This window comes from Saccharothrix sp. NRRL B-16348 (assembly GCF_001280085.1).
Taxonomy (GTDB): domain Bacteria; phylum Actinomycetota; class Actinomycetes; order Mycobacteriales; family Pseudonocardiaceae; genus Actinosynnema.
The window spans coordinates 23,858-44,697 of the sequence record NZ_LGED01000213.1 but is presented as its reverse complement, the minus strand read 5'-3'; the positions used below and the strand labels follow the sequence as shown (position 1 = coordinate 44,697).

The following is a 20,840-nucleotide window of genomic DNA, read 5'->3' as shown; positions in this document are numbered from 1 at the left end:
CGGCTCCCTTCCATTGCCCTGACAACCCGACGTTAGGCGCGGGAGGTGCCGGTCGGCTTCCGGTAATCTGCCCAAGTCCGCGCGAGGGACGTGGGCAGTTCTGTCCACTCGCACCTCAGACCAGGGCGTGTTCGTACGCGTAGGCGGTGGCCGCGGCGCGGGACGACACTCGGATCTTGGTGAAGCAGTTGCTGATGTGGCGGGCGACGGTTTTCTCGGAGAGGCCGAGCTCCTGGGCGATCGCGCGGTTCGTCCTGCCGGACGCGACCAGCCTCAGCACTTCCACCTCGCGCGCGGTCAGGCCGCCGGGGGCGTTCCTGTGCGGCAACGTCGTGAGTGCGTCGACCCGCTCGATGTCCGGTGTGGCCCCAAGTCGCTCGAAGACGGTTCGTGCGCCGCGGAGTTCCATCGCGGAGGTCTCGGGATCGTCGAGCGCGCGGCAGGCCAGCCCGGTGAGCACCCGGACGCGCGCGGTCTCGTGCGGAGCGTCCAACTCGCGCCACGCCGATGCGGCGAGTCGGAGCTTCCGCAGCGCCGATCGCGCGTCGCCTCCGGCGAGCAGGACCGCTCCGGCGGCCGACGCGGCCACCGCGTCCAGGTAGGGGGCGTCGAGCGCCCCTGCGATCTGCGCGAGCTCGTCGGCTCCCGTTCGGGCAGACGGCACATCGCCGGCGGCGATCATGACCTCGACGTACGCGGGCAGGATCCGCGACCGCGCGGACGGGTCGTCGGTTTCGGCGACGGCGCGGCGCATCACGGCGGCGGCCACGTCGATGCGTCCCTGCGCCAGTCTGAGCAGCGCGAGACCCGGCTCGGGCCGGCGGCCGGTTTCATCAGCCTTGCGGTAGTTCTCCTCGGCGCTGGTGAACTCGCCGCGCAGCCGTTGCAGCTCGCCGAGCTGGTAGTACGCCGCGCCGAGTGTGTCCCACTTGACCGGGCCGGACAGGAGGGCGCACGCTTGTTCGGCGGCTTGGAGCGCGTCGTTCCACGCGCCTTGCATCTGCATGAGTTCGCACCGGTGGACCAGGCAGTTGCCCCGGTACGGGACGAGTTCGGGCTGGGAGTCGCACCAGTGGGTGAGCGCCGCGGTCCACTCACGGGCGCGGCGCAGGTCGAACAGGTCCGAGCAGGCCGCGATCACGGTGCAGTAGGCGATCCCGGCGTACATCGGCGTGACTTCGCCGGACGTCACCCCGGCCATGACCTCGTCCAGCAGACCGACGCCCGCCGGGCCGTGCCCTTGCATGACCAGGCACATGCCCTCGCCGAGCCGTGCCATCGTCACCAGGTCGAGGTCACCGAAGCGCCGACCGGCCTGGACGCTCTCGGTGAACGCCGGCTCCGCACCCGAGGGGTCCCCGCCCCACATCCGCGCGAACGCGTTCCAGGTCAGCAGCCAGGACTGTTCGGCGCACTCGTCGCAGCCTTCGAGCACTCGTCCGGCGCGTGCGAACCACCCGACCGCCGGCGCGACCTCGCCTCGGAACATCAGACCGGAACCGATCAGAACGGCGTTGCGCGCGGCGCGCTGCGGATCGTCACGGAGAAGGGCTGCATGGTGGGCACGAGTCCACACGCGGGTGGACACTTCGTCGTGGCCAGCCAGGTACGCGGCGAGTCCGAATCGTTCAAGGTCGTCGAGGCCGAGAGGTGTGTCGGCATCCGCCGCCGCGAGCTGGGCGTACGCGACGCCCCACGAGCGCTGCGCGAAGGACGCCCGCCCCTGCTCGAGCCCATCAGTCGTCACCGCTCCATTGTGGTCTCGTGCGGACACAGCGGCATCGCACGATCCTCACCAGCCGAGCTGGTCAAGGGCGCGCTCCATCAGGTGTTCAGGGCTCGGCCACTTGGGCGAGCGTCCATCCGCCGGATTGACTAACATGACGACGTGACCAGCACCGAGCAGGTTCACATCGATCAGCCCGCCGTCGAGGAGCTCGCGACGACGTTGCGTGGTGAAGTCATTCGTCCGGGTGACCTGGGTTACGAGCAGTACCGCAGGGTGTGGAACGGTTCGATCCACCGACACCCCGGCCTCATCGTGCGCTGCGCCGGCGTCGCGGACGTCCGGTCCGCGGTCCGCTTCGCCAGGAAGCACGGGCTCCTCGTGGCGGTACGGGGCGGAGGGCACAGCTTCCCCGGTTACTCGGTCTGCGACGGCGGCATGGTCATCGACCTGTCCCTGATGAAGGGGATCCGGGTCGACCCCGATGGTCGGACAGCACGTGTACAGGCGGGCGTGGTCCTAGGGGACCTCGACCGCGAGACCCAGGAGTTCGGGCTCGCGGTGACGTCCGGCATCGTCACCCACACAGGGGTCGCCGGCCTCACGCTCGGTGGCGGTATCGGCTGGATGATGCGCAAGTACGGGCTCACGATCGACGCCCTGCTCTCGGTCGACGTCGTCACCGCCGACGGCGGGTTCGTGCGGGCCGCCGAGAACCACAACGCCGACCTCTTCTGGGGGATACGGGGAGGTGGCGGCAACTTCGGGATCGTGACCGAGTTCGAGTTCCGGTTGCACCCCTTGGGGCCGAACGTCTTCGCGGGACCGGTGTTCTGGCCGATGGAGGACGCCCCGAAGGTCCTGGAGTTCTACCGCGACTGGATCGCCGACTGCCCGGACGAGCTGATGACGATCGTCGTGCAGCGGCGCGTCCTCGCGCTGCCGATGATCCCGCCGTCCCTGGTGGGCAAGCACGTCATCGCCGTCACGGCGTGCCACGTGGGTTCGGTGGAGGACGGCGAGCGGGTGGTGCGACCGCTGAAGTCCTTCGGTCGACCGCTGCTGGACCTGTGCAAGCCCAAGCCGTACCTGGCCCACCAGTCGATGTTCGATCCGAGCTTCCCGCACGGCTGGTGGTACTACTTCAGGGCCTGCGATGTGGCCGGGCTCAGTGACGGCGTCATCGACGTCATGGCCGAGCACGGCAGCCGGATCGTGTCGCCGGTGACGAGCGTGGCCCTGTGGCAGATGGGCGGAGCGGTCGCCCGCGTCGGCGAGGACGAGACCGCCTTCAACGGCCGGAACACCGGCTTCACGTTCAACATCAACGGCAACAGCACGACCGGCGAGGGTTTCGAAGTCGAACGCCAGTGGGCACGTTCCTACTGGTCGGCACTCGCGCCGCACCACACCGGCGTCTACGTGAACTTCCTGATGGACGAGGGTGGAGAACGCGTCCGCCAGGCCTACGGGTCGGCGAAGTACGACCGGCTCAAGGCCCTCAAACGCGCGTACGACCCGGACAACTTCTTCCGCCTCAACCAGAACATCCCGCCCACCTAGGGCCGGCTTAGGTGTCGTTGTGAACCAGCCCGCGGGGTGACCTGCGTGATCACCGTGCGGTGGGCTCGTTGCCGGCCGAGGCGGCCGGCGGTGCTGCACCGCCCCGGAGGTCCAGCTCGACAGGGTCCAGACGGTGTCCTCCGCTTCACCGTCAGGACGTTACGCCGACGTCTCCCGCCTCCTGACCGCTGCCACGTCGGTGGTGCACACCGGTGAGGGGATCGTGTGGAACACCATCAGTTCGTCATCGTGGGAGCGGGACCCGGTGAGGCCCGGCGTCTCATCTGGGACTCCCCTGAAAACCTTCCCGTTACATCTTGACGCCGTGGTTGTTATCGTTCACAGTCTGTCGTGGCGTGTTCCACGGCACCGTCCGTCAGTTTCCTGATCGCCCATATATCCGCATATTCCCGCCCGGTCCGCCGCCGCGGCTGTTGTTAGCGCTAACACGAGAAGCCTGTTTGTTCGTGGAGGGGGTGTCGTCGGCGTCCTCGCCGCCGTGGCCCCGTCTCAGGTCGATGGTCTCGATGATGAGAGGAAAGACCTTATGTCGGTTGGGTTTGGGCGCGCCGCGAGGTGGCGTGGTCGGTGGCGGTCGGGGGTGGCCGCTGCGGCGGCGGTGGCGTTCGTGGGTGGGTTGCTCGCGGTGTCCACGACGCCGGCGTCGGCTGCCACGGTGGACACCGGCGCCTGGTATGTGCTGGTGAACCGCAGCAGCGGCAAGGCGTTGGACGTGGCGGGCGTGAGCAGCGCCGATGGGGCGGCGATCCACCAGTGGACTCGTCACGACGGAGCGAACCAGCAGTGGCAGTTCGTGGACTCCGGTGATGGTTACTACCGGTTGAAGTCGAAGAACTCCGGCAAGGTCCTCGAAGTGGGCAACTGGTCGACCGCCGATGGCGCGCAGGTCCAGCAGTGGACGGACCACAACGGCACGAACCAGCAGTTCCGGCTGGCCGACTCCGACAGCGGCTACGTCAGGCTGATCAACCGCAACAGCGGCAAGGCCGTCGAAGTCCAGAACGCCTCGACCGCCGACGGCGGCAACGTCGTGCAGTACGCCGACTGGGGCGGCAGCAACCAGCAGTGGCAGCTCGTCCGCGTCGCTGACGAATGGAATCCCGATTCCTCGTATACGACGACGGACACCGGCGAGGGCACCTACGCGGTTCCCATGCTCAATGCCGACGTGCCGGATGTCAGTGTCGAGCGCGTCCCCGCGTCGCAGAACGACGAAGGGCGCGACGTCTACTACATGGTCAGCACGACGATGCATCTCAGCCCGGGCGCACCGATCATGAAGTCGTACGACCTCGTCAACTGGGAGATCGTGAGCTACGCGTTCGATCGCCTCGACATCAGTGATGCCGCGTCCCTGCGCAACGGCCGGAACTCCTACGGCGAGGGGCAGTGGGCCTCGTCGATCCGCTTCCACGACGGCACCTACTACGTGCTGATCAATTCGCTCAACCTCGGCGGCGCCTTCCTCTACCGCACCGACGACATCGAGAGCGGAGCGTGGACCAAGACGGCGTTCGGTCGAGGCTTCCACGACCCATCGCTCTTCTTCGACGACGCCAACGGCGGAACGCCGTACATCTTCTACGGTGGCGGTGGCGCCAGCGCGGTTCGGCTGAACCCGACGCTGACGGCGGTCGAGCAGGACTTTCCAGACGTAATCCGGCGCAGCGACTACGCGAGCAAGCCGTACATCGGCGACGACGGCGGCATCTTCGAGGGCGCCCAGCTGGCGTTCATCGACGGCTACTACTACGTGGTGATGATCACCTGGCGCAGCGACGGTCGCCAGGTCGTCATGTTCCGCTCGACCGAACTGCTCGGGCGCCTCGCGGCTACCCCGGCGCCCTACGAGTCCCGTGGAGCGCTGAACTCGAACGGATTCGCCCAGGGCGGCCTTGTGCCCATCTCGAACGACGCGGGCGACGACGACTGGTACGGCTTCTTCTTCCGCGACTCGTATCCGGTCGGTCGCATTCCGGCGCTGATCCCGGCGACCTGGAGCGACGGGTGGCCGACCTTCGGCAACAACGGCGTCGTGCCGGTCGACGGTGTCTTCCAGAAGCCGATCAGGCTCACCCCTGAGCAGGAGCGCTTCGAGCGGCTCAAGAGCATCGTCGTGTCCGACGACTTCGACAACGACGCACCGCACCGTCCCTACCAGGACGAGCAGTGGACGGTGCCGACACCACCCGACATCGACGAGACGCTGGTCGGCGTCGAACTCTTCGGCAATCCCGGCGTGGAGTCCGGAAGCACAGCGGGCTGGATCGCCAACGACGGCGCGACGCTCTCGACGACGACCGACGCACACACCGGCTCGACGGCTCTCGCCGTCACCGGGAGGAACGCCACGGGATCGGGGCCGGCGCAGAACGTCACCGGCAAGGTGCAGCACGGCGTCACGTACGACGTCTCGGCATGGATCAAGTACGACAACCCCGCGAGCCCGGCGACCAAGCAGTTCCTCATCACTGCCCGGTACGGCGGCAGCGACGTGACCTTCGCCAACCTCTCGCCCGCCACGGCCGTGACCCGCGGGAACTGGGGCAAGGTGTCCGGGTCGTTCACGATTCCTGCATCCCAGGCTCTCTCCGATGTCCGCATCTTCATCGAGACCCCCTGGGTGAGCAATCCGTCGTCAGACCCCAACGCGCACCTCATGGACTACAAGGTCGACGACGTTTCACTCGTCGGGCGACCGGCCGCCGAGCCGCCGCATCCCGATGAAATCGCCCCGAACGGGTCGAACCTCGACCTGGCCTGGGAATGGAACCACGCGCCCGACAACCGGTACTGGTCGCTCACGGACCGCCAGGGGTGGCTGCGGTTGACGGCCGGCAAGGTCGTGACCGGTGCGTACACCCACCGCAGCCCCGGTGGCGAGCTCACCTGGCTCGAAGAAGCTCGCAACACGCTCTCGCAGCGCTCCTTCGGACCCCGGCAGTCGGCCGAGACGAAGCTGGACGTCTCGGGCATGAACAACGGCGACGTCGCCGGTCTTGCGGCGTTCGGTCACGACTTCTCGTACATCGCGGTCAAGCGCGTGAACGGGGTGAACACGGTGGGAGTCGTCCATCGCGGACGTCCCTTCACCGAACCGATCGACCAGTCGGCGATCGAGAGCTTCCTCCCGGGCACCGCTACGGCGCTCGGAGGTGCCGCGGAGGTGCACCTGAAGGCAGATCTGGACTTCGCCCGGAGTCCGGGGCAGCTCTTCACGACTTTCTATTACAGCTTGAACGGGATTGATTGGACCAAACTCGGCAACGCCGTCGGGCCACTCGAGTTCGCCGGATCGATTCACTTCATGGGACACAGGTTGGCACTGTTCAACTACGCGACCCAGCAGACCGGCGGCCGCGTCGACTTCGACCGCTTCCTGCTGAGCGACACGCTGACGTCGCAGAACCAGCCACTCGACAAGGGCGACCTGGGTGCTGCGATCGCGTACGCCGAATCACTCGACTCGGGGGACTATCCCGTCGAAGCGTGGGCGGCGATGCTCGACGCGCTGGCCGAAGCGCGAACGGTGGCAGCAGGGGTGGTCGGCACGCAGAACCAGATCGACGCCCCTGAGCGAGCGCTCAGCTATGAGCTCGCCCGCCTCGGAACGCTGAAGGCGCCGTGACTCGATGTCGAACTGACGGCCGGCACCCGCTGCGTGGCCGGAATGGTGGTCGTCGCGGTGCGCGCGGCCAACGCGGAGGAGGTGCCGATCACGGTCGCCTTCGAGACGCCGTATGGCAGCAAGTCCCGGGCGTCGGCCGCCCCGGCGCGAACGCGGTGCACGCTTTCACGACCCGACTGGTGAGCGTGCCGGAGGGAGCGGCATCCGCTGAGCTCTCGGCGACCATCGACGGCGAATCCGTCTCGACGGAGAGCGAGGCGCCGTACCCGGCTCGCACCTGCAACTGATCTGAGCGGCACGGACCCCGCCGACCAGGGTCCGTGCCGCTCAGAACCGGTGTCGTGCTCCAGAAGCGGCTGGAGCTCGGCATCAAGGCCCCCGGCACCACTCGTGAGGTCACCGTCGACCGCATGACGTTCAACGTCGACGGCACCATCACCCCGATCGTCCCCACCCTCTGATTCGAGGAGAAGAACCAGTGAAACGAACACTGTCGCGGATCGGCGCGATGCTGGGTGCGATGCTCATGGTGATCAGTGCCCAGGTCCTGTTCGCCGTGGACCGCGCGTCCGCCGCGGACCCGTTCACCGGCTACCTGATGGTGCACTTCACCGGCGAGCACGCGACCGGTGAGCAGATCTACCTCGCGCACAGCCGCGACGGCCTGCACTGGAACGACCTGAACAACGGCGCTCCCGTCCTGCTGTCCACCGTGGGCACCCGCGGGGTGCGCGACCCGGCGATCGTCCGCTCACCCAACAGCGACAAGTTCTGGATCATTGCCACCGACCTGCGCATGGAGAGCGGCACGTCGTGGGACGACGCGGCCAACCGGGGCAGCACCCAGCTCGTCGTCTGGGAGTCCGCGGACCTGGTGAACTGGTCCGCGCCGCGACTGCTGAACGTGGCGGGCGCGATCTCCGGTGCGGGTGACGCGTGGGCGCCGGAGGCGATCTTCGACCCGGCGACCGGTGACTACGTCATCTACTGGGCGACGAACGCGACCCTCGACGGCGTCAAGAAGCACCGCATCTACTACTCGCGGACCACCGACTTCCGCACGTTCACCGCGCCGACCCTCTACATCGACCGAGGCGCGGCGGGTCATGGCATCATCGACACCCAGATCGTGGAGTCGCCCACCAGCGTCGGCGGCTTCCGCTACTACCGCGCCTCCGCAGACGGGCAGATCACCATCGAGGGCAGCAATTCGATCCTCGGCACGTGGACGCGGATCGGCGATTTGTCCCACATGGGCATCTCCAACGATTGGGCGGCCGACGGCAACGTGGTCGAGGGCCCGATGTGGATGCCGTTCAACGGCCGCAACGAATGGAGCCTGTGGCTGGACCAGTTCAAAACCGGCCGCGGCTACATGCCGATCACCTCGACCAACCTCGGCAGCACGAACAACTTCCGCACGGAGTCGGACTACGCGCTGGGCAGCACCCTCAAGCGCCACGGCGGCATCATGAGCCTGACCGCCGCCGAGGAGAGCCGCGTGCTGGCCAAGTGGGGCGTGAGGCCGGTCAACCGCCTGCAGTCGTTCAACTTGCAGGACCGCTACGTGCGCCACGCCAACTTCGACGTGCGCATCGACCCGAACGTCAGCCCGCTGCAGGACTCCCAGTTCCGGATCATGCCCGGCCTGGCCGACTCCTCGGCGGTGTCGTTCGAGTCGGTCAACTACCCCGGCTACTACCTGCGGCACGTCAACTACGACTTCGTGCTCGCCTCCTACGACGGCACCACGCAGTTCCAGGCCGACGCCACGTTCCGCCAAGTCGCCGGGTTGGCGTCCTCGACGTGGAGCTCCTTCCAGTCCTACAACTACCCCGACCGCTACATCCGCCACCACGACTACCAGCTCAAGCTCGACCCGGCCACCACCGAGATCGCGCGCAGCGACGCCACGTTCCGCCTGACCAGCTGACCAAGCCGAACAGCATTGCTCCGGCTGAGATCTCAGCCGTTCTGGTGTCCGAGAGAGCTAGGGCGGACGCCGTGGTCACCACCACCGCCACGGCCAGGGGCGCGGGGGTTCTGACCCGGTGATGTAGCGCTCGTCCTCGGTCAACCGGGGACGGCGACCCGCTCCCGGGCGGTCGCCCAGACCGTCCAAACCGTTGATGCCGAACCGATGCCTCCGGCAGGTACTCGTCCGGCACCCCGGCGTTCACGCCCGCGACGTCCGCTGCCTCGCACACCGCCTGCGTGGTCGCGGGCAGCACGGTCCGGGTGATCACCTCGGCGGTGCGGACGGCGGCGCGGTGCGCGGGTGATCGGGATCCGTCGAACGCAGCGCCCCTGAGTGGCTGTCCGCCTGGCCGAGGTGACTGGTGTACCTCGGCCAGGTGGACGCGATGTCGTGGTTGGTGTTCCGAGTCGGGGTCAGTGGACGGCGCGGAAGGTGGCGTCTGCGCGGTCGGCCGTGGTCGTGATCTCGTCGATGCGCAGGACGAAGTCGAAGTGCCGCAGATAGCGGGTGGGGTAGTTGACCGAGCGGAACGACGACCAGGAGGCGTCCGCGAGGCCGGGGACCCTGGTGAACGTGGCGTCCGCGGCGAAGCCGGAGGTACCGTCGTTCTGCATGAGTTTGACCTCGAAGCCCTGGTGCCGCAGGAAGTTGCCGGGGTAGTTGACCGACTCGAACGACACGGCGTTCGGGTCTGCCAGGCCGGCCCGCAGCCGCCACTGAGAGTCCTGGTACGGCTCGAAGGGCTGCTCGTCGATGCGGCCGACGAGGTTCGCGTGCCGGACGTAGTGGCCCGGGTAGTTGAGCGACTTGAGCCGGTTCCAGCTCGTGCTGCCGTAGCGGGCGAGCAGCCGGTCGCGGTCGGCGGCGGTGATCGTGTGGATCGTGTTGTGCTTGCCGTTCAACGGCGCGCTGTAGGACTGGCGGCCGGCCTTGGTCCACGTCGCCGTGGCGAGGTCGCCCTCCCACAGGTCGAACCTGGCGTTGGGGCAGTAGGTGTCGGCCCACAGCCACCACTTGTTCGCGGTCAGCGACTTGACCAGCGTCGGCGCCTCGGTGCACGAGTTGTCACCGATCGCGGAGCTGTAGGGGGTGAAGCTGCCCGGCTCCAGCGACGTCGAGCGGGCCCCGAGGATCCCGCCCGTCGCGTCGTTGCGGTAGTACATGTAGTTCATCCCGTTCACACCGGTGATCACGTGCGAGTCGATGACGCCCGATCCGGGGTTGAAGAACACGACCGGCGCGGTCGCCGTGACGAAGTCGGTGGTGTAGGAGACGGAGATCACCGGGTGGGAGCCCCCCGGTGGAATGGTCGAGAAGGTGACGCCGTAGGCGTTGCGCGACGGGTCCCAGTGCAGCCCGGGCGCCCAGCTGAAGGAGGTCGTGTTGGTGCTGTTGACGTTGAGCAGCCGGTCGGCCGACCAGTTCACCAGGTCCGGCGAGGTCCAGACGTGGATGTTCTGGTTGGGCCTGCCGAAGTTGCCGCCGACGGGGATGTCGGTCGCCAGCACGACCCAGGTGCCGTTGTTGAGCCGGGTGATGAACGGGTCGCGGATGCCCTTGGTGCCCTCGGTCGGGGTGAGGACGGGGTTGTTGTCGTTGAGCGGTGTCCACTCCAGAGCGTCGTCGCTGACGGCGAGGTGGACGGCGTTGACGTTGCCCGAGCCGTTCAGGGACTCCTTGAAGTACCCCATCACGTAGGCGGCGTCGGTCGTCTGGGCCTGCGCGGGAGCGCCGCCGATGCCTACGGCGAGCGCTGTCATGGCGAGCCAGCAGGCGGCCAGCCGGAGAAGTCTTGTCATGATCGTTTCCTTTCGCGGTGCGCTGCGGGAGGGACACACGAGGCAGGACGGAGCCGCGCTCCACTGTCGATGGAGCGGTGTGGGACGGCCACCACGCGGGACTGCCGCGGGCGATTCGGCTGTCGGAAGTCCGGCTGTCAGCCGGAGGAAACCTGCAAGGGCGGACGGGCTGTTCGTCCGATGTAGCCGGTCGACCTCATCCCGGGAACGGGGAACGCGCGCGCAGCCATGCGTCGCCTCCTTGCGAGCCGGATGTTGCACGCCTCCTGGCCGTGTGCCGGGTCAGCACGCCGGGGAGCGGTGGCGGCACCGTAACGCACCGGTTTCACCCCGGACAAGTACCGTTCAGGCCTTTCGGGAAGTTATTGTTAGCGATAACATGAGCGGGTTGGCAACGGGCAAGATCAACTTGAGGAAAGCTCTTGACCTTGCGGGGCGGCCCAGCTACAAGCTCGTTCGCACTCGTGAACTCCCACTCCAGGAGGTGTGAGCATCGCCAACCGTCACCTCGGTAGCATTTCCATTGGGGTCGCCACCCAGTACTTGAGATCCGCCGGTTCGGCCTGTTATCGTTAACACCGGTACATGCGGACAGGTCCTTGACGATCGTGAATCCGGCGATCACGTCGGCGGTGACGCAGCACGTGATTGCCGATCACCACGGCGAGCGCCGCCTCCTGTCGAGGTGCCGCGACTTCCCCAACTCGCGGAAACGGCATGGGCTCCGACAACCCGGTGCGGCCCGGCATCGAGGAAGACCCCCGGGCCTGCGGCAGTCGGCACCTGCGGGGAGAATCCCATGCAGTGCAACAGATACGAGACCTCGCGCAGCGTGTAGTGGGTGTGGAACAGGCGTGCGATCAGGTCGGTTGGTCGACACCCGCAGTCGGCGGGCGATCTCCGCCACGGCCACGTTCTGGGCGAACCGCTGCGCCGCCGGTAACCGGACCTGCTCGCGTTTGGCCCTGCCCCGCTCGGACAGGCCACCACCATCCGCGTACCTCATCGCCGCTTGCGGTGGACCACAACCCGATCACGACCAAGCAGGACACGCCGAGAACCGCACGATCAACCCCGGCCTTTCAAGATCTGTAGGTGGCGGGGGGAGCGGGGCAGGGTCATGAATCGGGGAGGCGCGAGGGTGAACAAGCCACTTGCGTCCGTCGCGCTGCTGGTGATCGGGCCGGGCTTTCGAAGCGCCTGGAGACACCGCGCGCCCAGGGGTGTCCGCCAGGATCGTGTAGACGAGTCGGGCGGTGGTCGGTGCGGTGTCCGCGGGCTACGGCGGCCATGCCACTGCGGAGGCAACGGGCGATGGCGACTGAAGTGATCGTTTGGGCGGCCGCGGATTCTCGTCGAATTGCGGCGAACGGGCAAGAGCGGTGGGCGCTAAATATTTGGCGCTGACATTAGCATTCGGGCGGATTGGGTGGGCGTGGCGCCGCCCTCTTGCTGGCAGCGCTGCTACATTTCGGGAACGCGCCCGGGGGAGTGCTACTCCGTCCAGTGTAATTCGCAAAAGTTTCTAGAAGACTTCTTGTGAACGTAAACACGGGACTGTCACACTTCTGCTCGGCACGGCCAGGCGTACTTCGAGCGCCGGTGTTGTGCCCGGTAGCCCCGCCGCGGTGCCCGGCCTACCTGGTGGACGCATGTTGTCGACCAGGGCGGATGCGGCGTTTCGACTCGCGCTCGACCCGTTGATCGGATTCCGAGGAGCGGAGATGGCAGTGAGCAGTTCCGCGCGATGGCGCGGAGCGCGTCGACTGGTCGCCTGCCAGGTGACGGCGCGGTGGGTGCACCCCTGGTGATGATCCTTTCCCGTGTCGTCAAATCGGTTCGGCCAGTCCGAGGCTTCGCGTAGCGGACTTTGAGCTGCACAACGTCAAATTCAATCGGACCGGTTCGATTCTTCCTACCCGTTCGGAGTTCTCATGGTTCAACGGCGAACTGTCCTCTTCGGCCCCGCTCGCGCGGGTCGCGTGTGTCCCCGTCCCGGACGATGACGGCGACCCGGGCGATGATGGCGCCTCCCTCGCTCGTCGGCTCGAGGGCATGTGGGCGATCGGGGGCGTCGGTGATGTCGGACCTGCGGAACGAGGTGCCTGACGTCGTCAGCCGATGCCCACTGCCCGGCGACCCGGCGGCCGACGCGGCGGCGGACGCCACGTCGGGCGCGGCGCGCGGGAATCGCGCGCCAGCGGCCGTACCGGATCAACGGGCGCAGCGCGTCCACTGAGTACACCCCTGAGCACGGCTTCTGTTACGTCGTCCGGTGGGGCGGATGATTTCGGCGTCGGCTGGGGATGCCTGCTGGTGATCGAGTCGTGTGCGAGAGGGCTTCGTGGGTCGGGCGTCCGGATTCCGCGGTGGATTGTTCTTCCGCGTGTGCTCGGCCGCCATGGTGGTCGGACCGAAACCGTAGGAGAGGAGCGTGGACGATGGCCGGTCAGCCCATTCGCGTAGCAGTGGTCGGCCTCGGCTTCGGCGCCGAGTTCATCCCGATCTACCAGTGGCATCCACAGGCGGAGGTGGCCGCGATCTGTCGGCGTGATCGTGCCGGTCTCGACGAGGTGGGGGACCGGTTCGGCGTCGACAAGCGCTACACGGACTACCGCGAACTGCTCAAGGACCCCGACGTCGACGCGGTCCACATCAACTCGCCGATTCCGGATCACGCGTGGATGACGGTCGAGGCATTGGAGGCGGGCAAGCACGTCGCCTGCACGGTGCCGATGGCGACGAGCGTCGAGGACTGCGGGCGGATCGTGGACGCGGTCGAGCGGACCGGTCTGCGGTACATGATGATGGAGACGGTCGTCTTCTCCCGTGAGTACCTGCACATCAAGCAGCTCTACGATTCGGGTGGGCTCGGCAGGTTGCAGTTCCTGCAGGCGAGCCACATGCAGGACATGGACGGCTGGCCCGGCTATTGGCCGGGTCTGCCGCCGATGTGGTACGCGACGCACTGCGTGGGCCCGGTGCTCGCGCTTGCCGACGCGTCCGCCGAGGTCGTGTCGTGCTTCGGTTCGGGCACGATCCGTGAGGAGCTGGTCGGGCACTACGGGTCTCCGTTCGCGGTGGAGACCGCGCACGTGAAGTTGCTCGACAGCGATCTCACCGCACGCGTCAGCCGATCGTTGTTCGACGTGGCTCGCCAGTACCGGGAGAGCATCGACGTCTACGGCTCCGAGCGGTCGTTCGAGTGGACTCTCACCGAGGGCGGGCGGCACGTCCTGCACACCGCCAAGCGCCCCGAGCCGGAGATCCCTGAGCTGGTCGAGGTCCCCGACTTCGCCGAGCGCCTGCCCGAGCCGATCCGGCGCTTCACGACGAGGGGCGTCTACGACGACGGGGAAACGCATCTCAGCTTCACGCAGGGCGCCGGCCACGGCGGCTCGCACCCCCATCTGGTGCACGAGTTCGTCAGCGCCCTCGCCGAGCAGCGCGAGCCGTTCCCGAACGCGCGCCGCTCGGCCAACTGGACCTGCGTGGGCCTCTGCGCGCACGAGTCCGCGCTCAAGGGCGGTGAGCTCGTGCGCCTGCCCGAATTCACCCTGGACGACCGACGTGACCAGGACACCCGACGGGAGTTGGCGCGATGAGCGGTGAGGTGGGCCCCGCCGTGGGCGGAGCGCTCCGGCCGGCGCCCGACTCCGACGTCACGACGGTGCAGCGATGAGTCGTCCGTCGATCACCACTGCCACCTCCCGGTCTGCCAAGCGCATCGCGCTCATCGCCGTGGCCGCCGTCGTGGTGGTTTTCCTGGTGTTCAAGGCCGTGGAAGACCTTCGTCAGTTCACGACGGTCACCCTCAGCGGGCTGACGCTCGCCGCTCTGTACTTCGTGGTGGCCAGCGGATTCACACTGATCTTCGGGCTCATGCGCGTCGTCAACATGGCGCACGGGTCGCTGTACCTCCTTGGCGGCTACATCGCGCTGGAGATCCAGAGCCGGTGGTTCAGGGAGGAGAAGGGGCTCGGTATCTCACTCAGCGGCAATGCCGGCGTCGAGTACGGGCTGCTCGGCTGGCTCGTGCCGCTCGTCGTCGCCACGCTCGTGATCGGGTTGCTCGGGGTCGCGATCCAGCAGGTCTTCCTGCGCCGCAGCCAGGGGCAGGATCTGCGCCAGGCGCTGATCACGATCGCGCTGAGCGTGATCATCGCCGACCAGATGCTGGCCGCGTTCGGCGGTATCTCGAAGGAGATCGCGGTGCCGTCCTGGTGGCCGACGAGCATCACGCTGCCGGGTGAGGTGCGGTTCGGGTTCTTCCGCGGAGTAGTCGTGATCGGCGCGGCGCTCCTGATCGGGCTCGCGCTGTGGCTGATCATCAAGCGCACGCGCTTCGGCAAGATCGTGCGGGCGGGCGTCGACGACCGCGACATGGTGTCGGCGCTCGGGATCAACGTGAACCTCGTCTTCGCCGGCGCGTTCTTCCTCGGCGCGACGCTGGCCGGCTTCGGCGGCGTCCTCGGCGGAACGATGATCTCGCTCGCGCCGGGGCATGACGCGGCGTTCCTCCTCAACTCGCTGATCGTCGTGATCATCGGCGGGATGGGGTCGCTGGGCGGTGCGGCGATCGGCGCGCTGGCACTGGGCCTCGTCGACTCGTACGCGGACGTCTACCTCGTCTTCGGTGGGACGGACCTGACCAACTACTCGGTCATCGTGACGTTCGGCCTGCTCGTCGGCGTGCTCGCGGTGCGGCCACTGGGGATCTTCGGGAGGCCGGCGTGAACCCGACCGTCAGCACCACTCGACTCGCGTGGCCGGTCCTGGGAGTGGTCGTCGTGCTCGCCGCGATCGCCCCTCTGCTCGTCTCGAGCTTCTTCCTGAACGTGATCCTCACGAAGGCGCTGTGGCTCGGCATCGCCGCGGCGAGCCTGATCTTCCTCGCCGCCTACGGGGGCATGGTGTCGCTCGCGCAGGTCGGTATCTACGGCATCGCCGGCATGACCTACGCCAACCTCGTCCTGGCCGACGGCGGCGCCGCGGCGGCCTGGAATCCGTACCACGCGCTCGTCGTCGCACTCGTCGTCGCGACGGTCGTGGGTCTCGGGTTCGGCTGGATCGCGGCCCGCAGCGAGGGCATCTACTTCCTGATGATCACGTTGGCGTTCAGCGTGCTCGTCTTCTACTTCTTCTCCCAGGTCACCGGGCTCTCCGGCTTCGGTGGCATCAACAGCGTCGATCTGCCCGGCATTGTCGGGAGCGCGGAGAGCAATCCCGTGCCGCGCTACTTCCTGACGCTCGTCGTCGCGGTCCTGGTCTTCCTCGGGTTGGCCACGTTGTCGCGGACCGCCTTCGGGCTGGGCCTGCAGGGCGTCCGTGACGAGCCGGCCCGCATGCGCGCGCTCGGCTTCGACGTCCTGCTGCACCGGACGCTCGCGTTCGGCATCGCGGCCTTCGTCGCCGGCGTCGCGGGTGTGCTGTCCGTCTTCTACAACGGCCGCATCACGCCGGGCTCGATCAACCTGGCGCAGGCGATCGACATCCTGATCATCGCCGTCATCGGCGGTCTCTACCGACTCGAAGGGGCGTGGATCGGCGCGTTCACCTACGCGCTGATCGACAACTACTCGCGGGAATGGGTGCCGCAGGTCGGCAACATCCTCGGACCCGCTCGGTTCAACACGCTCATCGGCGTGCTGTTCCTGATCATCGTCCTGGCCTCGCCCGGAGGCATCATCGGCATCTGGGATCGGGTCAAGGCCAAGCTGGGCGACCGAAAGCGTCCGGCGACGCCGGACCAACGAACAGTTCCCCAGGAGAGGTGAAGCGAATGCCACGACCTCGTTACACCGTGCTCGGCATTGTCGCGGCGCTCACGTTCGCGGGCTGCGGAGGAAGCGACGGGGGCGCGCCCTCCAGCGGAGCGATCAAGATCGGTTTCCTGTCGGACTGCGAGGGCGCGTTCGGATCGTTCTTCGAGCCGACCGCATCGGGCGCGAACCTCGCGCTCATCAAGTACGCCGGGGCCAAGCCCAACGGCGAGAGGCCGACCGACGGCGTGTCCGGCGCCAAGATCGCCGGTAAGGACGTGGAGATCGTCAGCTACGGCTGCGCCGACGACACGGCCGACAAGGCGATCGAGGAGACCCGCCGCCTGATGGAGCAGAACGGCGCCGACGTCATGATCGGCCCTTTCTCCGGCGACGAGGGCATCGCGGTGGCGAACTACGCGAAGCAGCACCCGGACAAGACGTTCGTGAACGGCATCTCCGGCGCGCAGGACGCGACGCTCAAGGTCCAGGCACCGAACTTCTTCCGCTTCCACCCGGACGGCGCGCAGTGGTCCGCGGGCCTCGGTGACTACGCCTACAACACGCTCGGCTGGCGCACCGCCGCGATCGTCGGCGACGACTACTCGTTCCCGTACACCTCGCTGTCGGGCTTCGTCGCCGAGTTCTGCGCGCTCGGCGGCAAGGTCTCCAAGCGCGTCTGGGCGCCGCTGGGCGAGAAGGACTACTCCTCCCACATCTCCCAGCTCCCGCAGGACGTCGACGGCCTGTACGTGGGCGTCGGTGGCACCGGTCTGATCTCGTTCATCAAGCAGTACAAGGAACTGCGCGGCCGGTTCGACACCGAGCGCATGCTGGGCAACATCTTCTGGGACGACCCGCTCGTGCTCAAGGAGGTCGGCCAGTCGCTCATCGGCGGCACCACCGCGGCGATGACGGCGGCCGACTCCGACGATCCCGAGGTCGCGGCCTACCTGAAGGAACTCAAGGACGCCTACGGTGACGAGATCGCGGGGCTCGGCCCGTCGGTCTTCACCTACGGCTACTACACCGGCACGACGGCGCTGATCAAGGCGCTCGAGGAGGTCGACGGCGACGTCTCCGACCAGAGCAAGCTCCAGGCGGCGCTCGCGAAGATGACGCTGACCGGCCAAGAGGCCCCGTGGGGCGACGTCAAGCTCGACAGCAACCGCCAGGGCATCACGGACGTGTACCTGAAGAAGATCGTCGCCGACAACACCGGCGACGGCGTGCCGGACGTCCAGACGTTCGCCCGGGTACCGGAGGTCGAGCAGACGTTCAACGGTGTCTTCTCCAAGGACACGCCGTCGCCGGACCGCGACAACCCGGCTTGCGCGAGCGGTGCCGCCCCGCCGTGGGTGGGCAAGTCCGAGCCGGTGAAGTTCTCGAGGTAGCGGGTTGGCGAATGACTGACCAAGCAGCGGAGTTCGAGCGTGCGGATCCGATCCTCCGGCTCCGGGGGATCGACCACCGGTTCGGTGGCGTCCACGCCGTGCGCGGTGTGGACCTGGAGGTGCGGCCCGGCGAGCGCCGGGCCGTCCTCGGCCCCAACGGCGCCGGCAAGACGACCGTGTTCAACCTGATCTCCGGGGAGTTCCCGCCGAGCAGCGGCCGTGTCGAGCTCTTCGGTCGCGACGTGACGGATCTGCCCGCCCGCAAGCGCGCCCGCATGGGCCTCTCCCGGACGTTCCAGACGTCACGGCTGTTCGCCGGGCTCTCCGTCGAGGACAACCTCTACCTGGCGGCGCTCGGGGTCGGTGCGGGCCGGCTACGGATGACGCCCTCCGCGAAGGACGAGGAGCTGCGCGAGAAGGCGCGGCCCATGGCCGCCACCGTGGGGCTGACCGACCGGCTGCACGATCTGGTCATGAACCTCTCGCACGGCGAGCAGCGGCAGCTGGAGGTCGGCATGGCGCTCGCCGCCGACCCCAAGCTGCTGATGCTCGACGAGCCTGCCGCCGGCCTCTCGCGTGCCGAGCGCGTGCGGCTCACCGAGATGCTGCTCGACCTGGACGAGTCGATCACGCTCGTCCTGATCGAGCACGACATGGACGTCGCCCTCCGCGTGGCGCGGTGGGTGACGATGATGCACGACGGGCGCGTGATCGTTGAAGGCACCCCGGAGGAGATCCGCGCCAACCAGACCGTGCACGACCTGTACCTGGGATCGGGGCTGATCTCGCATGAGTGATCCGCTGCTGGTGGTCGAGAACCTCGACGCGTACTACGGTTCGGCGCACGTCCTGCAGGGCGTGTCACTGGTGATGGGCGCGGAACCCGTCGCGGTCATCGGCCGCAACGGCATGGGCAAGACCACGCTGTGCAAGGCGCTCGTCGGGGTGCTCGGAGTCGACGGGCGCTCGACGGGGTCGGCCAGGCTCGCCGGCGTGGAGTTGCGGGGCAAGCCTCCGCACAAGATCGTGAAGGCCGGCATCGGCTATGTCCCCCAGGGTCGGCGGCTGTTCCAGTCGCTCACCACGGATGAGCACCTCCAGATCGTCGGGGCGCCGGCCAAGGCAGCCTGGACGCCGGCGCGCGTCTACGAGCTGTTCCCGCGACTGGCGGAGCGCAAGAACGTCTCGGGAACGGCGCTCTCGGGCGGCGAGCAGGAAATGCTCTCGATAGGACGCGCGCTGCTCACCAACCCGAAGCTGCTCATCATGGACGAGCCGTCGGAGGGCTTGGCGCCCACGGTGGTGGAAACACTCATCGTGACGATCAGGGAGCTTGCCGCCAGTGGGATGGGCCTGCTCGTGGTGGAACAGAACCTCGGCGTCGCCACGACGCTTGCGGACCGCATGATCGTGATGCAGTCGGGTACGGTCGCGACCGAAACCACCTCCGCGGAGCTGTTGGCCGACCCGGGTGCGCAGAAGCGCTATCTCGGTGTCGAGCCGCTTCCGGACGCCGTGCGATGACGCTCATAGGCCGACCGATGCCGTCCCCGGAACGGCGTCCAGATAGAACAGGTCGTTAGTCATGAGGCTCTCGACATCAGATCTTGCCGGAATGCCCACCGACGCGCAGGGATGCCGACACCCATGGCGTGGTGGGTAGTGCAGTGGCCCCGGTCCACCCTGCCACACGGCGTGAACGTCAGATCCGTCCAAATTAGACTGAACCAGTTCGGGAATCTGTCGTGTCGGCTTTGCCGATGCCGCAAGGCGTTCCAAGAACGCCGTGTGCGTGCCCTCGAAGGGGGACCGCACGGGCCGAGGCCGGTCGACCCGACGCAAGCCCGGCTCCGAACACCACCTGATCACCGACGCCCACCCGCATCTCTGTCGCCGTCACACTGACCAGCGGCAACCGCAACGATGTCACCCGGCTGGCCGGCTACCCGCGCCGGGAATGACCTCGAACCCCGTCCGGACGGAGGAACATGCACGCGATCGGTGTGAGTACGTGGGTGTGGACGTCGCCGCTGCGCGATGCGGCGCTTGCCGAGCTGGCCGCGCGAGTGGCCGGATGGGGGTTCGACGTGCTCGAACTCCCGGTTGAGGAGGTCGACGACTGGGACCCCGCGCTCGCCGCGCGGGTGCTGGCGGACCACGGGCTCGCCGCGACCTTGTGCGTGGTAATGGCGCCGGGCCGGGAACTGGTCGCGGCGGAGCCCGCGACCATCGGCGCCACCCAGGACTACCTGCGCCGGCTCGTGGACATCGCGGTGGAGGTCGGTTCGCCGGTCATCGCGGGTCCGGCGTACGCGTCGGTCGGTCGGACGTGGCGGATGTCGGAGCAGGAGCGGAGCGACGGGATCGCCGAACTGCGCGACAACCTGGCACCGGTGGTCGAGCACGCCCGCGCGGCGGGCGTGCGGGTCGCGGTGGAGCCCTTGAACCGGTACGAGACCAGTCTGCTCAACACGATCGGGCAGACGCTGGCGGCGTTGGACGGGCTTCCCGTCGACGGGTGTGGCGTCGGGGTCGACGTCTACCACCAGAACATCGAGGAGAAGCACGTCGGCACCGCGATCCGGTCGGCCGAGGGCCGGATCGCGCACGTCCAGGTGTGCGGCAACGACCGCGGCGCGCCGGGTGCGGACCACCTCGACTGGCCGGATGTCGTCGCGGCGCTGGCCGAGGCCGGCTACACCGGGCCGCTGTGCATCGAGTCGTTCACCGGGGACAACGAGAGTATCGCGACCGCCGCGTCCATCTGGCGCCCGCTGGCGTCCAGCCAGGACGCCTTGGCCGTGGACGGGCTGCGGTTCCTCCGGGAGGTGATCGGCACCGCCTGACCGGCGTCACCCCCCGGAACCACCGACGCCGACCCGCCGGGCGGAACAGAAAGTGCGTGTGGAGGATCGTGAGAACCCTGTGTTCCGCTTGCACACCGTCTGCGGTCATGAGATCGGTTGGAG

At 67.8% G+C, this 20,840-nt stretch carries 14 protein-coding genes; 11 read left to right on the top strand and 3 right to left on the bottom strand.

Features of this window, described 5'->3' with window-relative positions; translation table 11 throughout:
- Positions 1-115: 115 nt before the first annotated feature.
- Positions 116-1,747: a response regulator transcription factor gene (locus ADK67_RS28010; protein ID WP_053719518.1), complete on the bottom strand. Its 1,632-nt coding sequence runs from the start codon at positions 1,745-1,747 to the stop codon at positions 116-118.
- 141 nt (positions 1,748-1,888) lie between these two features.
- Here ADK67_RS28010 and ADK67_RS28005 point away from each other — a divergent pair, with 141 nt between their 5' ends.
- The 4 genes from ADK67_RS28005 to ADK67_RS27995 all read left to right on the top strand — a co-directional run bounded on the left by ADK67_RS28005 (position 1,889) and on the right by ADK67_RS27995 (position 8,871).
- Entirely contained in the window at positions 1,889-3,289 is a 1,401-nt protein-coding gene (locus tag ADK67_RS28005; protein WP_053719517.1) for an FAD-binding oxidoreductase, read from the top strand.
- 628 nt (positions 3,290-3,917) lie between these two features.
- Positions 3,918-6,938: an RICIN domain-containing protein gene (locus ADK67_RS28000; RefSeq protein ID WP_331459348.1), complete on the top strand. Its 3,021-nt coding sequence runs from the start codon at positions 3,918-3,920 to the stop codon at positions 6,936-6,938.
- A 320-nt stretch (positions 6,939-7,258) separates the two neighbouring features.
- On the top strand, positions 7,259-7,399 hold the full coding sequence (locus ADK67_RS51280) for a hypothetical protein (RefSeq protein WP_157620897.1): 141 nt from the start codon (positions 7,259-7,261) through the stop codon (positions 7,397-7,399).
- A 17-nt stretch (positions 7,400-7,416) separates the two neighbouring features.
- Complete coding sequence (locus tag ADK67_RS27995) at positions 7,417-8,871, top strand: glycoside hydrolase family 43 protein (RefSeq protein ID WP_053719515.1); 1,455 nt, start codon at positions 7,417-7,419, stop codon at positions 8,869-8,871.
- A 458-nt stretch (positions 8,872-9,329) separates the two neighbouring features.
- Here ADK67_RS27995 and ADK67_RS27990 read toward each other — a convergent pair whose 3' ends face one another.
- Both ADK67_RS27990 and ADK67_RS55420 read right to left on the bottom strand, forming a co-directional pair.
- Positions 9,330-10,715, bottom strand: a complete 1,386-nt coding sequence (locus ADK67_RS27990) for a glycoside hydrolase family 43 protein (RefSeq protein ID WP_053719514.1) — start codon at positions 10,713-10,715, stop codon at positions 9,330-9,332.
- A 621-nt stretch (positions 10,716-11,336) separates the two neighbouring features.
- Positions 11,337-11,708, bottom strand: a complete 372-nt coding sequence (locus ADK67_RS55420; RefSeq protein WP_157620896.1) for a winged helix-turn-helix domain-containing protein — start codon at positions 11,706-11,708, stop codon at positions 11,337-11,339.
- Between the two features lie 1,448 nt (positions 11,709-13,156).
- Here ADK67_RS55420 and ADK67_RS27985 point away from each other — a divergent pair.
- The 7 genes from ADK67_RS27985 (at position 13,157) to ADK67_RS27955 (ending at position 20,717) form a co-directional block, all read left to right on the top strand.
- Positions 13,157-14,320 carry a Gfo/Idh/MocA family protein gene (locus ADK67_RS27985; RefSeq protein WP_053719513.1) on the top strand — a complete coding sequence of 388 codons (1,164 nt, stop codon included), beginning with the start codon at positions 13,157-13,159 and terminating at the stop codon, positions 14,318-14,320.
- Between the two features lie 73 nt (positions 14,321-14,393).
- The gene (locus ADK67_RS27980; protein WP_053719512.1) at positions 14,394-15,452 is read left to right on the top strand and encodes a branched-chain amino acid ABC transporter permease; all 1,059 of its coding nucleotides are present in this window, start codon (positions 14,394-14,396) and stop codon (positions 15,450-15,452) included.
- Complete coding sequence (locus ADK67_RS27975) at positions 15,449-16,492, top strand: branched-chain amino acid ABC transporter permease (RefSeq protein ID WP_053719511.1); 1,044 nt, start codon at positions 15,449-15,451, stop codon at positions 16,490-16,492. The genes ADK67_RS27980 and ADK67_RS27975 overlap by 4 nt, the downstream gene beginning before the upstream one ends.
- 5 nt (positions 16,493-16,497) lie before the next feature.
- On the top strand, positions 16,498-17,871 hold the full coding sequence (locus ADK67_RS27970) for an ABC transporter substrate-binding protein (protein WP_197289648.1): 1,374 nt from the start codon (positions 16,498-16,500) through the stop codon (positions 17,869-17,871).
- A gap of 11 nt (positions 17,872-17,882) precedes the next feature.
- Positions 17,883-18,668, top strand: a complete 786-nt coding sequence (locus ADK67_RS27965; protein WP_053719509.1) for an ABC transporter ATP-binding protein — start codon at positions 17,883-17,885, stop codon at positions 18,666-18,668.
- Positions 18,661-19,395 (top strand): ABC transporter ATP-binding protein, encoded by a 735-nt coding sequence (locus ADK67_RS27960; RefSeq protein ID WP_053719508.1) that lies wholly within the window; start codon positions 18,661-18,663, stop codon positions 19,393-19,395. The genes ADK67_RS27965 and ADK67_RS27960 overlap by 8 nt, the downstream gene beginning before the upstream one ends.
- 464 nt (positions 19,396-19,859) lie before the next feature.
- Positions 19,860-20,717 carry a sugar phosphate isomerase/epimerase family protein gene (locus tag ADK67_RS27955; protein WP_053719507.1) on the top strand — a complete coding sequence of 286 codons (858 nt, stop codon included), beginning with the start codon at positions 19,860-19,862 and terminating at the stop codon, positions 20,715-20,717.
- Positions 20,718-20,840 lie beyond the last annotated feature (123 nt).

Excerpts from the sequence above, each read along its gene's own strand:
- ADK67_RS55420 (WP_157620896.1), bottom strand. The coding sequence starts at position 11,708 with ATGGTGGTGGCCTGTCCGAGCGGGGCAGGGCCAAACGCGAGCAGGTCC.
- ADK67_RS27960 (WP_053719508.1), top strand. The coding sequence starts at position 18,661 with ATGAGTGATCCGCTGCTGGTGGTCGAGAACCTCGACGCGTACTACGGT.
- ADK67_RS27955 (WP_053719507.1), top strand. The coding sequence starts at position 19,860 with ATGCACGCGATCGGTGTGAGTACGTGGGTGTGGACGTCGCCGCTGCGC.
- ADK67_RS27980 (WP_053719512.1), top strand. The coding sequence starts at position 14,394 with ATGAGTCGTCCGTCGATCACCACTGCCACCTCCCGGTCTGCCAAGCGC.
- ADK67_RS27985 (WP_053719513.1), top strand. The coding sequence starts at position 13,157 with ATGGCCGGTCAGCCCATTCGCGTAGCAGTGGTCGGCCTCGGCTTCGGC.
- ADK67_RS27965 (WP_053719509.1), top strand. The coding sequence starts at position 17,883 with ATGACTGACCAAGCAGCGGAGTTCGAGCGTGCGGATCCGATCCTCCGG.
- ADK67_RS27990 (WP_053719514.1), bottom strand. The coding sequence starts at position 10,715 with ATGACAAGACTTCTCCGGCTGGCCGCCTGCTGGCTCGCCATGACAGCG.
- ADK67_RS27970 (WP_197289648.1), top strand. The coding sequence starts at position 16,498 with ATGCCACGACCTCGTTACACCGTGCTCGGCATTGTCGCGGCGCTCACG.